General features: G+C 66.1%; 15 protein-coding genes and 1 tRNA gene. 12 read left to right on the forward strand and 4 right to left on the reverse strand.

The window, feature by feature from the left end; translation table 11 throughout:
- The first annotated feature begins 52 nt into the window (after positions 1-52).
- From ACXAD2_RS17805 to ACXAD2_RS17825, 5 genes are all read left to right on the forward strand, one after another.
- Positions 53-616, forward strand: a complete 564-nt coding sequence (locus ACXAD2_RS17805) for a hypothetical protein (RefSeq protein ID WP_475172443.1) — start codon at positions 53-55, stop codon at positions 614-616.
- Positions 617-705: 89 nt separating this feature from the next.
- Positions 706-1305, forward strand: coding sequence for a superoxide dismutase (locus ACXAD2_RS17810; protein ID WP_475172445.1), 600 nt, complete (start codon positions 706-708; stop codon positions 1303-1305).
- Between the two features lie 534 nt (positions 1306-1839).
- On the forward strand, positions 1840-2586 hold the full coding sequence (gene cobA / locus ACXAD2_RS17815) for a uroporphyrinogen-III C-methyltransferase (protein WP_475172447.1): 747 nt from the start codon (positions 1840-1842) through the stop codon (positions 2584-2586).
- Between the two features lie 81 nt (positions 2587-2667).
- On the forward strand, positions 2668-3435 hold the full coding sequence (locus ACXAD2_RS17820) for an SDR family NAD(P)-dependent oxidoreductase (protein ID WP_475172450.1): 768 nt from the start codon (positions 2668-2670) through the stop codon (positions 3433-3435).
- A 110-nt stretch (positions 3436-3545) separates the two neighbouring features.
- Entirely contained in the window at positions 3546-4565 is a 1020-nt protein-coding gene (locus ACXAD2_RS17825; protein ID WP_475172453.1) for an LLM class flavin-dependent oxidoreductase, read from the forward strand.
- Positions 4566-4645: 80 nt separating this feature from the next.
- On the opposite strand, the gene ACXAD2_RS17830 is transcribed toward ACXAD2_RS17825, so the two are convergent.
- A complete protein-coding gene (locus tag ACXAD2_RS17830; protein ID WP_475172456.1) occupies positions 4646-5737 on the reverse strand; it encodes a cache domain-containing protein in 1092 nt (363 codons plus the stop codon).
- Positions 5738-6033: 296 nt separating this feature from the next.
- A tRNA-Ile gene (locus ACXAD2_RS17835) sits at positions 6034-6110 on the reverse strand.
- A 155-nt stretch (positions 6111-6265) separates the two neighbouring features.
- Here ACXAD2_RS17835 and ACXAD2_RS17840 point away from each other — a divergent pair.
- The 3 genes from ACXAD2_RS17840 to ACXAD2_RS17850 all read left to right on the forward strand — a co-directional run bounded on the left by ACXAD2_RS17840 (position 6266) and on the right by ACXAD2_RS17850 (position 9215).
- Complete coding sequence (locus ACXAD2_RS17840; RefSeq protein WP_475172459.1) at positions 6266-6751, forward strand: DinB family protein; 486 nt, start codon at positions 6266-6268, stop codon at positions 6749-6751.
- A 311-nt stretch (positions 6752-7062) separates the two neighbouring features.
- Entirely contained in the window at positions 7063-7476 is a 414-nt protein-coding gene (locus ACXAD2_RS17845) for a universal stress protein (protein WP_475172465.1), read from the forward strand.
- Positions 7477-7553: 77 nt separating this feature from the next.
- A complete protein-coding gene (locus ACXAD2_RS17850) occupies positions 7554-9215 on the forward strand; it encodes a BCCT family transporter (protein WP_475172468.1) in 1662 nt (553 codons plus the stop codon).
- Positions 9216-9305: 90 nt separating this feature from the next.
- On the opposite strand, the gene ACXAD2_RS17855 is transcribed toward ACXAD2_RS17850, so the two are convergent.
- Together ACXAD2_RS17855 and ACXAD2_RS17860 are read right to left on the reverse strand one after the other, a co-directional pair.
- Positions 9306-9803: a GNAT family N-acetyltransferase gene (locus ACXAD2_RS17855; RefSeq protein WP_475172474.1), complete on the reverse strand. Its 498-nt coding sequence runs from the start codon at positions 9801-9803 to the stop codon at positions 9306-9308.
- Between the two features lie 40 nt (positions 9804-9843).
- The gene (locus tag ACXAD2_RS17860; RefSeq protein ID WP_224900421.1) at positions 9844-10101 is read right to left on the reverse strand and encodes a YjhX family toxin; all 258 of its coding nucleotides are present in this window, start codon (positions 10099-10101) and stop codon (positions 9844-9846) included.
- 274 nt (positions 10102-10375) lie between these two features.
- On the opposite strand from ACXAD2_RS17860, the gene ACXAD2_RS17865 reads away from it, so the two are divergent.
- The 4 genes from ACXAD2_RS17865 (at position 10376) to ACXAD2_RS17880 (ending at position 14880) form a co-directional block, all read left to right on the forward strand.
- On the forward strand, positions 10376-11578 hold the full coding sequence (locus ACXAD2_RS17865; protein WP_475174938.1) for an aminotransferase class V-fold PLP-dependent enzyme: 1203 nt from the start codon (positions 10376-10378) through the stop codon (positions 11576-11578).
- Positions 11579-11773: 195 nt separating this feature from the next.
- Positions 11774-13195 (forward strand): cryptochrome/photolyase family protein, encoded by a 1422-nt coding sequence (locus ACXAD2_RS17870; RefSeq protein ID WP_475172481.1) that lies wholly within the window; start codon positions 11774-11776, stop codon positions 13193-13195.
- A 123-nt stretch (positions 13196-13318) separates the two neighbouring features.
- Positions 13319-13759 carry a TrgA family protein gene (locus ACXAD2_RS17875; protein WP_475172487.1) on the forward strand — a complete coding sequence of 147 codons (441 nt, stop codon included), beginning with the start codon at positions 13319-13321 and terminating at the stop codon, positions 13757-13759.
- A 5-nt stretch (positions 13760-13764) separates the two neighbouring features.
- On the forward strand, positions 13765-14880 hold the full coding sequence (locus tag ACXAD2_RS17880) for an NUDIX domain-containing protein (RefSeq protein ID WP_475172490.1): 1116 nt from the start codon (positions 13765-13767) through the stop codon (positions 14878-14880).
- Positions 14881-14894 lie beyond the last annotated feature (14 nt).

Genomic DNA, 14894 nt, shown 5'->3' on the forward strand with positions numbered 1-14894 from the left:
GCCCGGCACCCGTAGCGTCGGCAGACGTACCGCAAGGGAGAGAGGCGATCGGATGAGGTTCCAAGCGCATACCATCGCCCGGATCGCCCTGCGCCACCTGTGTGTGGCGGCGCAGATCGGCGCGCTTGCGGGGCCAGTTGCGCTGAGCGCTCAGACGCTTTGGGCGGGCGGAGCGCCCGCCGCGCGGCAGGATCGCGCGCTGGCCGCGCCGGCGGCAGAAGTGGTGCCGCTGGTGATTCCGGCAGGGGCGATCGGATATTTATGCCGCATAGATGCGCCCTACAGCCAACGCTGGATCCCGCCGGTGCTGTTCATCGCCCATGATCCCGAAACTGGGCGCGTGATCATCTCGGACCCGATCGCGCTGAGTTACAATCACGGCCTGCCGGTGCCGGGCAAAGTGGCCCGCGACAGCACGCGCAGGATCAGCTTTATATGGGATTATCCGGTTGGATCGGGGGCGCAGCAAACGCGGCGGATGCTCTACCGTGCTGGGTTTGACAAGCGCAGCGGAGAGGTTGTCGTCACCGCGATCCCGGCGGGATTTGACCGGGTGTTTCAGGCCAGTGGCATCTGCGAAGGCGCACCGCTGAACGAACTTGCCGCACAGCCCTGAGTGCAATGGTACACGGAACTTAGCTTGACCTCGCGTGTAGCAGGTCTAGGAATACACTCAAACTCACAGACAGGCGAAAGGAAACGCATATGTCCTTTGAACTTCCCGACCTTCCCTATGCCCACGACGCGCTGGCCTCCAAGGGTATGTCCAAGGAGACGCTGGAGTATCACCACGACATCCACCACAACACCTACGTCACCACGCTGAACAAGCTGATCGACGGCACCGAGTGGGCGGACAAGTCGCTGGAAGAGATCGTCAAGGGCACCTACAAGTCCGGCGCTGTCGCCCAGTCCGGCCTGTTCAACAACGCCTCGCAGCACTGGAACCACACCCAGTTCTGGGAAATGATGGGCCCGGGTGAGAACGCGCTTCCGGGTGAGCTGGAAAAAGCGATCACCGAGTCCTTCGGCACCTTCGACAAGTTCAAGGAAGACTTCTCGGCCGCTGGCGCTGGTCAGTTCGGCTCGGGCTGGGCCTGGCTGGTGAAAGACACCGACGGTGGCCTGAAGATCACCAAGACCGAGAACGGCGTGAACCCGCTGTGCTTCGGCCAGACCGCGCTGCTTGGCTGCGACGTGTGGGAGCACTCCTACTACATCGACTTCCGCAACAAGCGTCCGGCCTATCTGGCGAACTTCCTCGACAACCTGGTGAACTGGGAAAACGTGGCCTCGCGCCTCTGATGTCCTGACCACAGGTCGAGATTTGATGCCCCGTACCGCAAGGTGCGGGGCGTTTTCTTTGCGGGGGTGGGCGAGCCGCTAGTCGCCTTACAGCCCTAACAGAGGCCAGCGGCCGACCGCGGGCTGCCGCTTGCGGCGCTTGAGGGGCAGCGCTTTATCGTGCCGCACCGCTGAACCGCCGAGCGCGCGGTAACGACAAAGAAGCGGCCGCCCGGGGGGCGGTCGGCCGCTGGCCGGCGGCGCTGCGCGCCTTGCTCCGGCTGGGATGGCGCCCGTACGGGCCGGAGGCCGCCGGGTGAGCGCTGGCCCGTGGGGTGGCGCCGCAAGCTGCGGCTAGGGCGCTTTATGTAGGCCAAACCCGGATGACCGTGTCGCCTTGTGGAACCTACCAAAGCGCCAGCCCGCCGGGACGGGCCGGCGCTCGCCCGGCGGCTTCGCCTTGATTCCGGGCACGTTGGCGCAGCACCCAGCTTGCACCGCTCCCTTCCGCAGCGTAGCAGAGGGCGCACCGCTCATTCCGCTCACGGAGGCCCCATGTCCGGCTTTGTCAGTTTCGTCTCTTCCGGTCCCGGAGACCCCGATCTGCTGACCGTGCGGGCGCTGAAGTGCCTGCAGGCCGCCGATGCCGTGCTCTATGACGATCTCGCCTCCGGTCCAATCCTCGAACTTTGCAACCCAGGCACCGAGATGGTCGCCGTCGGCAAGCGCGCGGGCTGCCCCTCGCCAAAGCAGGAATATGTCAGCGCGCTGCTGGTCGAACATGCGTTGTCGGGCCAGCATGTGGTGCGGCTGAAATCGGGCGACGCGGGCATCTTCGGACGGCTCGAGGAAGAGATCAAAGCCGTGACCGAGGCGGGCATTCCCTTCGAGGTGGTGCCGGGCGTGACCTCCGCGTCGGCGGCGGCTGCGGCGGCGTCGATGCCGCTCACCCGGCGGCTCACCGCGCGGCGGCTGCAGTTCGTCACCGGCCATGACGTCACCGGCGCGCTGCCCGAAGAGATGAACCTCGCCGCGCTGGCCGATCCCGAGGCGGTCACCTGCGTCTACATGGGGCGGCGGACCTTCTCGAAGCTGGCAGAGCGGCTGATCGCGGCGGGGCTGCCGCCCGAGACGCCGACGCTGATGGCCGAGAACGTGAGCAAGGCCGGGCAGCGCATGGTGGCCTCGACCGTGGCGGAACTGGGCGAGACGCTGAAGGAAGCGCCGAGCCGCGCGGTGGTGATGATCCTGTATGGCGCGCTTGGCAGCCCGGTGATCGACGCGGCCACGCGCGAGGACTGACGCAACGTCCCTCCGCCCGCGCGCTGGACGCGGGGCCTTGGCTGCGGTCATCTCGCGCCCGAGGAGAAACTGGAGGATTTCATGCAGATCGACGAAAATGTCGTGGCCGTGGTGTCGGGCGGCGCTTCGGGGCTTGGCGCGGCGACGGCGGTGCGGCTCGCCGGGCTTGGCGCCAAAGTGGTGCTGCTGGACAAGGATGCCGAGCGCGGGCCGGTGACGGCGGGCGACATCGGTGGCAGCTTTATCGAAACCGATGTGACCGACCCCGAGAGCGTCGCCGCCGCGCTGGCGCAGGTCGCCGCGGCGCATGGCGCGCTGCATGTGGCGGTCAGCTGCGCCGGGATCGCGCCGGGGGCCAAGACCGTCTCGCGCGGCGCGGCGCATGATCCGGCGCTCTTTGCCAAAACCATCGCCATCAACCTTACCGGCACGTTCAACGTCGCCTCGCAGGCGGCGGCGCTGATGGCTCAGAACGCGCCGCTGGACAAGGACGGCAACCGCGGCGTCATCGTCAACACCGCCTCTGTGGCCGCCTATGAGGGGCAGGTCGGGCAGGTGGCCTATGCCGCCTCCAAGGGCGGTGTGGTTGGCATGACACTGCCCATGGCGCGCGATCTGGCCCCGACCGGTATTCGCGTCTGTGCCATCGCGCCGGGGCTCTTCCTGACGCCGATGATGCAGGGGCTGCCGCAGGAGGTGCAGGACAGCCTTGGCCAGCAGGTGCCGTTCCCGGCGCGGCTTGGCGATCCGGCGGAATATGCCGCGCTGGTCCAGCATATCGTCGAGAACCCGATGCTGAACGGCGAGGTGATCCGCCTCGACGGCGCGATCCGCATGGCGGCGCGCTGAGGCGGTTTGTGCGGGTGCACAGGTTCGGGCGCGCTGTGTGCGTCTGTGCAGGGTGACGGTGCGGGCATGCGGAGCCTATATCGAGGGTCGACACGACAAAGAGGTTCTCCATGACCCGCATTCCCTACAGCCTGCTCGACCTGTCGCCGGTGCCCGAAGGCGGCACCACGGCGGAGGCGCTGCAGAACACGCTCGAGCTGGCAAAGCACGCCGAGGCCTGGGGCTACGCGCGCTATTGGCTGGCCGAGCACCACAATATGCCCGGCATCGCCTCGGCGGCGACCTCGCTGGTGATCGGACAGGTGGCTGCGGCGACCAAGACCATTCGCGTGGGCGCGGGCGGCATCATGCTGCCCAACCATGCGCCGCTGGTCATCGCCGAACAGTTCGGCACGCTGGAGACGCTGTTTCCCGGGCGCATCGACCTTGGCCTCGGGCGCGCGCCAGGCTCGGATCAAACCACCGCCATGGCGCTGCGACGCAATATGGCGCAGAGCGCCGATCGCTTCCCCGAAGATGTGGTCGAACTGCTGGGCCTGTTCCAACCCGCCGAGCCACACCAGCCGGTGCGCGCGGTGCCCGGCGAGGGCACGTATGTGCCGGTGTGGATCCTCGGCTCGTCGCTCTTCGGCGCGCAGCTGGCGGCGCATCTCGGGCTGCCCTACGCCTTTGCCTCGCATTTCGCGCCCGACGCGCTGGAGCAGGCGATCGACGTCTATCGCAGCCGGTTCCAGCCGGGGGTGACGCAGGAGCCGCATTTCATGCTGGCCGCCAACGTCTGGGCGGCGGACACCACCGAGGAGGCGCTGCGGCTCAAAAGCTCGCAGCAGCAGGCCTTCATCAATCTGCGCACCGGACGCCCCGGCAAACTGCCGCGCCCACTGGACGATATCGAGGCAGCCACCGATCCGCGCTACCTTGCCGCCGCCAATTCGGCGCTGCGGATCTCTGCGGTTGGCGATCGTGCGGCGGTCGCGGAGCAACTCGATGCGCTGATCGTGCGCTACCAGCCGGATGAGATGATCCTGACCGGGATGATCCACGATCCCGCGGCGCGGCTGAAGAGCTTTGAGATCGCGGCGGATGTGCTGGGGCAGGGTGCAGAGCCCAAGGCGGCGGCCTCCGCCTGAACCGGCCCTTTCCGTGATCCGCAAAGCAAAAGGCCCGCAGCATCTCCGCTGCGGGCCTTCTTCGTGGCGCGGGTCACCCCTTATCGAGTTGTGGCCCGCAGCGATTGGATTTGCGTCTGGAGCCGCGCCAGCACCGCCGACAGAAGCATGCTCTCGCGGGTGGTCTGCTCTTCGCGGGGATAGACGACCTGACCATCGGCGAGCGCGGTGGCGGTCTGGATGAGACGCTGGAACGGGCGCGTGAGGTGGCGGAACAGCAGCGCCGCGCAGAGCAGGGTGCCAAGGGCGACCGCCGCGATCAGAATGTTCACGCCGCGCATGAAGTCGGGCAGGGCCTCGGCAAAGCTGTCCGCGTGCACATCGACGATCAGCGTCCAGCCAAAGCCCGGCATCGAGGCGTTGGTGAAGCTGGGCAGCACGGCATAGAGATGGCCCGCGTCGGTGCGCTCCAGCGCGGTGCGGTCGGCGTCGGGGCGGCCTGCGAGGATCATGCCTTCGACGCGCGGCGGCAGGTCTTCGGCGTGGTCGCCGCCGCGGGTGTCGACGATGGTCTGGCCCTTGCGGTCGCGGATGACCGCGCCGACGGCGAGGTTGCTGGCGGCATCGGCCATATAGTCGGCAACCCACGCGATGCGCAGACGGTAGACGGCCACGGCTACGGTGTCGCCGTTCTGATCGGTCACCGGCATCGACAGGTTGATGAAGCGCTCGCCGCTTTCGTCGCCGTTCTTCTTGGTCCAGGCGGTCCCCACCGTCTCGCCGCTGAAGCCGGACTTGAACCAGTTCCATTGGTCCGCAAACTCTCCGACCCGCTCGCCACGCGATCCGGCGATGATCACCCCGTCGGGCGAGGCGAAGCCGACCCAAGCCACCTGACCACCGGCTTGAATGACGGCGTCGGCGAAGTCCTGCATTTCCTCGGTGGAGGCATCGGCGGTCCGGGCGGCGACGGCGCGCAGCGAGTCCCATTCCCGTTCGATCGCTTTGTTGAAGGTCTGCGCGAGAGCCTGCGCGCTGCGCAGCCCCAATTCGCGCTGCAGACGCACCTCGTAATCCTCTGCCTGCCAGCGGATGCCAAAGATGGCAGCGGCAGTGGCCGCGATCACGACGAAAGACATGACACCCACAAAAGAGGTGGCGAGTTTCGGGTGGCGATCAAGACGGTCCGGCATGAGGTTTACCCCTTATCACTTGTAGTTACTTGCGACCTTGCCCTCAGGCTCTTGCTGCCCAGAGTGGGCATCTGCTCAGTGGTTAATGAATTGTTTAGGTGAACTAAGCGGAGAAACTTTGATCTAACTGTGGCGCAAATTGGTCAAATCACATGCCTGTGGCATGGATTGTCGACCTGGCGCATGGACAGCGGCGGGCCCAAGCACAGCGTTTGCCTTTGCAGAGCGAAGGCTTGCACGACAGCGGGATGTTCCGAGGAAGGTTCAGGGGAGGGATCGCCGAATATGGCGGTTTTTGGTAGGCCCGGCAGGACTTGAACCCGCAACCAAGGCGTTATGAGCGCCCTGCTCTAACCAATTGAGCTACAGGCCCACCGTCCCGCCTCACTAGCATCCCCGCAGGTCCGGTCAAGTGGGGTTCTGCCGATCCGGACGCGCATAAGTTGCGGCTGTGGCCGCGGTGATCTTAACATCCGCCCGGATGCGGCGCTTCAGCCCAGCAGGAGAGAGCGGATGGACCCAGCGGATGTGCAGCGCCTTGCGCGTTATAACGACTGGCAGAACCGGCTGATGCAGGCGGAGCTCGCCTTGCTGCCGCCGCAGGATCTGACGGCGCAGAGGGGCGCGTTCTTTGGCTCCATTCTTGCCACCGCCAACCATCTTCTCTGGGCTGATCGCATGTGGCTCAGCCGGCTTTCGGATGTCGCGCGGCCCGAGGGCGGCATTGTAGACAGCGTGGCGCTGACCGATGGGCTGGCTGATTGGTCTTCAGAGCGGCAGGAACTGGACGCGCACATGCTGGGCTGGGCGGAGGCCCTCGGCAGCGCGGATCTGGTGGGCGATTTGCGCTGGTGGTCGGGGGCGAGCGGGTGCGAGCAACAGCAACCCAAAGCGGTGTGCATCGCGCATATGTTCAACCACCAGACCCATCACCGCGGGCAGATCCATGCGATGGTCACCGCCGCGGGCGGCGCGGGCTGGGTCAGCGATCTGTTTTTGATGCCTTCGCAGTGATCCCGGCTCAGGGCTCAGCGAGGGGGCGGGAAAAGCCGCCGAGCTGACGCTAGGGCAGGCTAAGCTTGGTCCGCAGCTAAAATAAATGTAACCTTTACCTCACGTCTCCGTGCGCTAGCTGATGGCGCGCCGGGGGTCCGCCGGGCCGTTGCGGCCCCGCGCCAACGGCAATTGCCCAAGGCTGGCGCGGGCATAGGCCGCCGCGGCGGGTGACAGAGGGGCAGGCGGGATCAGAGGCTCAGCGCCCCTGTCGCGCCTTGCTGGAACAGGTACGCAGGCCCGCACACGGGCCGTGAAAGACGGAGGGACCCATGTTCAAACGCATCATGGTGCCGGTCGATTTGACCCATGCGGATCGGCTGCAGAAGGCTCTGGACGTGGCGGGGGATCTGGCCGCGCATTACGGAGCCAAGCTGATCTATGTCGGGGTCAGCGCGTCGACGCCCTCGTCGATCGCGCACACACCGGAGGAATATGGCGAGAAACTCGCCGTTTTCGCCAAGGCCAAGGCCCTCGCGGCTGGCGTCGAGGTGGAGTCCTTTCCGGTGATCACCCATGATCCGGCGGTGGACCTTGATCCGGCGCTGGTGAAGGCGGTCATCGACACCGATGCCGACCTCGTGGTGATGGCCAGCCACATCCCCGGCATCGCCGACCACTTCTGGCCGTCGAACGGCGGCACGGTGGCATCCCGCGCAAAAGTCTCGGTCATGGTGGTGCGCTGAGCTGCCTCTCAGGCTCATGACACAGGCACACCGCCAAGAACCACACAACAAGACAACACAATAAGGAGGGTCCACACGTGAGCGACAACAACTCCACGGAAGACACCGAGGATCTGGGTATCCCAGCGCCGGAAGGCGCGTCGGACATCATCCAGACCGACTATGAGATCGGTCAGGACAATATCGAAACCACAATCGGCCCGTTCGGCCTCGACATCCACAACCCGGTGTTCCTCATCTCGGGTGCGGTGGTCGTGGCCTTCGTGTTCTACACGCTCGCGCTGCCGGAACAGGCGGGCGCGGTGTTCAGCTGGCTGTTCTCCTTCGCCACCAAGACCTTCGACTGGTTCTTCCTTGGCGCGGCGAACATCTTTGTCATCTTCTGCCTCGTGCTCATCGTCTCGCCGCTCGGCAAGGTGCGCCTCGGCGGGGCCGAAGCGACGCCCGATTACGGCTACGCGGGCTGGTTCGCGATGCTGTTCGCCGCGGGCATGGGCATTGGCCTTATGTTCTTCGGCGTGCTCGAGCCGGTTTACCACATGGCGGTCAGCTCGCCGCTCGGTGTGCCGTCGCCCTTTGACGCAGATGGCAATCTGATCCCCGAGAATGTCGAGGCGGCCAAGACCATGGGCCTTGCGGCGACGATCTTTCACTGGGGTCTGCACCCTTGGGCGATCTACGCGGTGATGGCGCTGGCGCTGGCGCTGTTCTCCTACAACAAGGGTCTGCCGCTGACCGTGCGCTCGGCCTTCTATCCGCTGCTCGGCGAGCGCGTCTGGGGCTGGTGGGGCCATATCATCGATATCCTTGCGGTCTTTGCCACGCTCTTTGGTCTTGCCACCTCGCTGGGCTTTGGCGCGCAGCAGGTGAACGCGGGCCTCAACCATGTGTTCGGCGTTCCGATCGGCTCGACGATGCAGGTGCTGATCATCTCCGGCATCACGGCGGTTGCTCTGGTCTCGGTGGTGCGCGGCCTCGACGGCGGGGTGAAGGTCCTGTCCGAGATCAACATGGGCCTCGCGGCGCTGCTGCTGCTCTTCGTGCTGGCGGTCGGCCCGACGATGATGATCTTCTCGGACTTCTTCAGCGGGCTCGGCGCCTATCTGGTGGACCTCGTGCCGCTGTCGAACCCGGTTGGCCGCGAAGACACCGACTTTGTGCAGGGCTGGACCTCGTTCTACTGGGCGTGGTGGATCAGCTGGTCGCCGTTCGTGGGCATGTTCATCGCCCGCGTCAGCCGTGGCCGCACCGTGCGTGAGTTCGTGATCTGTGTGCTGATCATCCCGAGCCTCGTCTGCGTGCTGTGGATGGCGGTGTTTGGCGGCGTGGCGATTGACCAAGTGCTGAGCGATCCGGCCAACAGCATGGTGAAAGCCAATGTGATCGACAGCTACAACCCGCCGCTCTCGCTCTTTGCGATGCTGGAGGGGCTGCCGCTGTCGTCGATCACCTCGGTGATCGCGGTGGTGCTGGTGATCGTGTTCTTCGTCACCTCGTCGGACTCGGGCTCGCTGGTGATCGACACGATCACCGCAGGCGGCAAGGTCGACGCACCGGTTCCGCAGCGTGTGTTCTGGGCGGTCTTCGAGGGTGCGGTGGCGATCGTGCTGCTGCTTTCGGCGGGCGGCCTGTCGTCGCTGCAGTCGATGGTCATCTCGACCGGTCTGCCGTTCACCATCGTGCTGCTGATCATGTGCCTTGCGATCTGGCGCGGCCTGCGCGCCGAGCCGCGCGGCTGACCTGACGGGTCTGACCCGTGGAAAGAAAAGCGCGGGCCCCTCGGGGCCCGCGTTTGGTTTTGGCGCTGCCTTGTTTGAAGCCGGCTGGGCTTAGTATTCGAGGCCAAAGGCCTGGTGAAACCGCAGCGCCCCCTCGGGCATGGCCTCGTGGAACGGCAGCGCAAGGATCGCTTCGGGCGGGATGCCCGTCAGCCCGATCCCCGGTGCCGCGCGAAAGCCGAAGCGGGTGTAGAACGCCGGATCGCCCACCAGCACGATGCCATGCGCGCCAGAGGCCCGCAGTTGCTCTACCGCCGCATGCATCAGCGCCGCGCCAATGCCGGTGCCCTGCCGCTCGGGCAGCACCGAGATCGGCCCCAGCCCCTGCCAGCCCCAATGCCCATCCACCTGCACCGGCGAGACGGCCACATGGCCAAGAAGCGTGCCGCCTTCGTCGGCGACCAGCGAGAGGGTCAGCGCGCTTGCGGCGCGCAGCCCTCCGACGATCTGCGCCTCGGTGCCATCCGCATGCGGGGCGGTGGCAAAGGCGTGGGTGGTGAGGGCCGAGATCGCCTCGGCCTCTTCCGGTCGTTCCGGTCTGATCTGCATGTCTGCCTCCCTGATCGAGCCTAGACGCGCCTGAATGCGCCTAAACTCGGTTGTCGGGGCGGGCTGCGACCAGCCGCCGCCCGCGCTCGGAGATACGATACGCGCCGCCGCCCTTCGAGGCGACCAGCCGTTTGCGTCGAAGTCGCTGGAAAATCTCCAGCGAGCAGGACGACAGGATCATCCCATCGGTGGTGATGCAGGTGATGTCGGTGATGCGGCTACCGCAACGTTCGTGTGAGATGCGGCCACCCTGTGCCAGCACGTGCAGCACACGGTTTTCGGGTTTCGAGATATTCATGATATTTGCCTGAATGAAAAACGCGATAACGCAGGCCCCCGAGGGGACCCGGTTCGGCGGGGTTTTCAGCGGCTCCGGCGCAATTGCGCGGGAGTTTATTCAGACAAGCTCGAGCATCCACTCTCCATTGCGGCCGCCACGATCGGCGGTGCTGACACGAAGATAAGCGCGCGGCGTCCGCGCCGCAAGCACCTGTGCCGCCGCGTCACCACCTTGACCCTGCCGCGCGGCGCGGCTTTGGTGCGGGAGAATTTGCGCAAATTGCAAGGAGCGCCTGATGCTTGACGTCGATTTCACCCGTGCCCAGTTCCCCGCCTTTGCCGAGCCCTCGCTGCACGATCTCGCCTTCTTCGAGAACGCGGGCGGCTCCTACACCTGCGGTGCGGTGATCGACCGGCTGACGCGCTTTTACCGGGAGCGCAAGATGCAGCCCTATGGCCCCTATGCGCCCGCCGAGGCCGGGGGCGCCGAGATGGATGAGGCGCGCAGCCGCATGGCGGCGCTTCTGGGCGTGGAGACCGAGGAGTTGAGCTTTGGCCCCTCGACCAGCGCCAACACATTCGTGCTGGCCAACGCTTTCCGCCGTTTTCTGAAGCCCGGCGAGGCGATCATCGTCACTGATCAGGACCATGAGGCGAACTCCGGTCCGTGGCGGCGGCTGGCGGAGGAGGGGATTGAGGTACGTGAGTGGCGGATGGACCCCGAGACCGGCCATCTCGACCCGGCGGCGCTGGCCGATCTGCTCGACGAGAAGGTACGGCTGGTGTGCTTCCCGCATTGCTCGAACGTGGTGGGCGAGATCAACCCGGTGCGGCAGATCTGCACGATGATCCACGCCGCCGGGGCTTATGCCTGCGTTGATGGGGTGAGCTACGCGCCGCATGGGTTTCCCGATGTGGGTGCGCTGGGGGCGGATATCTACCTTTTCTCCGCCTATAAGACCTATGGGCCGCATCAGGGTCTTATGGTGATCCGCCGCGCGCTTGGCGAGGCGCTGCCGAACCAAGGGCATTTCTTCAACGCGGGCACCCTCTACAAACGCTTCACTCCCGCCGGTCCGGACCATGCGCAGATCGCGGCCTGCGCCGGGATGGCCGATTACATCGACGCGCAGGCCGCCCATCACGGCACCGATGCGCGCGGCGTGGCGGGCCTCATGCGCGCGCAGGAAGTGGCGCTGACCGGGCCTTTGCTCGACTATCTCTCGGGCCGCAATTCCGTGCGCCTGCTGGGGCCGTCGGACGCCGAGCGCCGCGCGCCCACCGTGGCGCTGGAACACGCACGTCCCGCCGCCGAGCTGAACGAGGCGCTGGCGGCGCGTGGCATCATGGCGGGGGGCGGCGATTTCTACGCGGTGCGCGCGCTGCAGGCGCAGGGTGTGGACCCTGAAAAGGGCGTGCTGCGGCTGTCGTTCACCCATTACACCTCGGAGGCGGAGATCGCGAAGCTGATCGCGGCGCTGGATGAGGTTCTTTGAGCGGCCGGTGATCCGCGGGGTGGCGGGCTGCGTATTTTAGGGAACAATGAAAGGTGGGGGCGGGCCTCTGCCGTGCGCCGCGCTCTGTCGGGCGCGGTGCTTGAGTATTTTTGGAAAGATGAAAGGGCCTGTGCCGTCTGTGCTTGACCGCCTGCGCTTGCGGGCCAGCTTGGGGGCACGAGCAGGAGGTGAGCGATGAGTGAGCAGTCCCCGACATTGGTGTGGATCCGGCGCGATCTGCGGCTGTCCGACCACGCGGCGCTTTGTGCCGCCGTGGAGCGCGGCGGGCCGGTGATCCCGGTGTTCGTGCGGGACAGCACGGTCGAGGCGCTTGGCGCGGCGCCGAAATGGCGGCTGGAGCAGGGGCTCGCCGCTTATATGGGGGCGCTGGAGGAGAAAGGATCGAAACTGATCCTGCGCGCGGGGCCTGCGCGCGAGGTGATCCCGGCGCTGGTGCGCGAAACCGGGGCGGGCGCGGTCTATTGGCAGCGCGCTTATGATCCGGCCTCGGTGGAGCGCGACGCCGACATCAAATCGGCGCTGAAGGAAGACGGGATCGACGCGCGCAGCTTTGCCGGGCATCTGATGTTCGAACCGTGGACCGTGGAGACCAAGCAGGGCGGTTATTACAAGGTTTACAGCCCGTTCTGGCGGGCGGTGAAAGAGCGCGAGGTGCCCGAGCCCTTGCCGGAACCTTCGGATCTGTCCGCGCCAGCGGACTGGCCGGAGAGCGAGGCGCTGACGGATTGGCAGCTCGGCGCGGCGATGAATCGGGGCGCCGAAGTGCTCGCCAAACATGTGAAACCCGGAGAGGCGGCGGCGCAGGCGCGGCTCGGGGCGTTCATTCGCGATGGGGTCGGGGACTATGGCGAGATGCGCGACCGGCTCGATGTCGAGGGCACCTCGCGCATGTCGGAGTACCTCAGCCTTGGCGAAATCAGCCCGGCGCGCTGCTGGCACGCGGGGCTGCGGGCGCAGGCGGACGGCAAGGCGGGCGCGGGAAAATTTCTCGCCGAACTGGCGTGGCGCGAGTTTGCCTATCATCTGATGTGGCACACGCCGCATATGCTGGAAGACAACTGGCGTGAGGAGTGGAAGGCCTTTCCGTGGAAGGAGGACCGCCGCCTTAAGGAAGTGCGGGCGTGGGAGCAGGCGCGCACCGGCATGGAGGTCGTCGACGCGGCGCTGCGCGAGATGTATGTCACCGGCTATATGCACAACCGCGCGCGGATGATCGTCGCGAGCTACCTGACGAAACACATGATGGTGCATTGGCGCATCGGCATGGCGTGGTTTGACGATTGCCTTGTGGATTGGGATCCGGCCTCGAACGCCATGGGCTGGCAATGGGTGGCGGGCTGCGGCCCCGATGCGGCGCCCTATTTCCGCGTCTTCAACCCCGAGACGCAGGCCGAGAAATTCGACCCCAAGGGCGCTTACCGCCGCCGCTGGATCGCCGAGGGCCAGAGCCAGCCGCCGCAGGACGCATTGGATTACTTCGAGGCGGTGCCGCGCAGTTGGGACCTGTCGCCCGAGGATGGCTATCCAAAGCCGGTGGTGAGCGCCTCTGAGGGGCGGCAGGCGGCGCTGACCGCTTATGAAGAGCGCGACTTCTGACACCGGCACGCGCGGCGCAACGGCAACGGCCCTCACGGAAGCTTGCGGGCTCTCTTGCATCCTGCAGGAGAGCGGAGTTAGCTGGCACGGTATTTTTGCGTATGTGTTTCCGAGGGGTTTCTCATGACGACTGCTGCGCGCCTTGTTGGCGCCCTATGTCTTGCGGCATTGGCCTATCTCGCCTCGGGGTACCTGATGGTGGCCTTGGAGCAGATGCAGGATTTCGGCTATTTTCGCTGGGTCAATGTGGTGCTCGGGCTGGTGATCGGCTGGGTCTTGCCGGGCGGGCAGGCGTCCCGCGGCTATGCGCATGGCATCTCGGCGGGGCTGACATCGGCGGCGGCGCTGGTGGCCTGCGGGCTTTTCGTGCAGGCGATCAATGAGATGACACGCCTTGCCATGCGGCATCGTTACGACGGTCCAATGGAAGCCTTCGCAGCCATATTCGAACTTACTCTGGACTTCGGCGAGCTTCTGTTCGATGGCGGGTTCATCTTTCTGATGCTCGCCGGTGCTGTCATCGCCGGCATGCTGACGGAGCTTGCAGCACGCAACTGGAGATAAGCGCGATGACGATGTTCCTGACCGGCACGCTGGCCTATCCGCCGCTGCTGGAGATCGTTCTTGGCCGGGTGCCGGTGCTGGTTCCCGCGGAATTGCCCGATCACGCGGTGCTGCCGCCTGCGGGCGGCGCGGACACGCTGACCCGCCTGTGCAAGGTGCAGGGCGAGCGCGCGGCGGGCGTGCTGGTGACGGACGGCGAAGCGCAGGATCTGGAGCGGCTGTGCTATTTCACCGGCTGGTCGGAAAGCGATTTTGCGCCGGTCGATGTGCCGCAGGTGCAGGAATCCGTTCAGGCACCTGTGTCGCCGGACAGTGCCGAGGGGCAGCCGCGCTTTGACGCCGAGGCTTGGGGGCACGCGCAGGGCGCCTTGGCCTGCGAGATCGCGCGGGAGATCATGCGCGGCTATGGCCAGCGGCCCGCCGCCATGGTCCGGGCGATCCGTCCCTACCTTGCCGCGCGCGCCTGGTCGCGGGCGCTGGCGGACCGCGAGACGCCTTGCGTGCTGCGCTCTGACCGGACGCGCGAGCATGCGGTCCGGATCGTCTCGGACAGTTCGGCGCATGACGGGTTCTTCCGGATGCGGCAGTTTTCCCTGCAGCACGAGCGCTTTGACGGCGCGATGTCGGATGTGATCCAGCGCGAGGGCTTTGTGGCCTATGATGCCGCGCTGGTGCTGCCCTATGATCCCGAGCGCGATCTTGTGCTGCTGATCGAACAGATGCGCTATGGCCCGATCCTGCGCGAGGACCGCCATCCGTGGATTCTCGAGCCGGTGGCCGGGCTGGTCGATGCGGGCGAAAGCCCCGAGGATTGCGCACGGCGCGAGGCGGTCGAGGAAGCGGGGCTGCATCTGGGTTCGCTGGAGCCGATGATGCGGGTCTATGCCTCGCCGGGCTACACCAGCGAGTTCTTTCATTGCTTCCTCGGGCTGTGCGATCTGGGCGAGCACGGCGGTGGTCTGGGTGGTCTCGACAGCGAGAACGAAGACATCCGCAGCCACGTGCTGGCCTTTGACGACGCCATGGCGCTGGTGGAAAGCGGCGAGGTGAACGCCGGGCCGCTGGCGATGATGCTGCTGTGGCTGGCACGTCAGCGTGAAAGGCTCCGCGCGGCGGCTTGAGTTCACCCCCCTCA

This window comes from Salipiger sp. ABN3_019, from assembly GCF_056158605.1.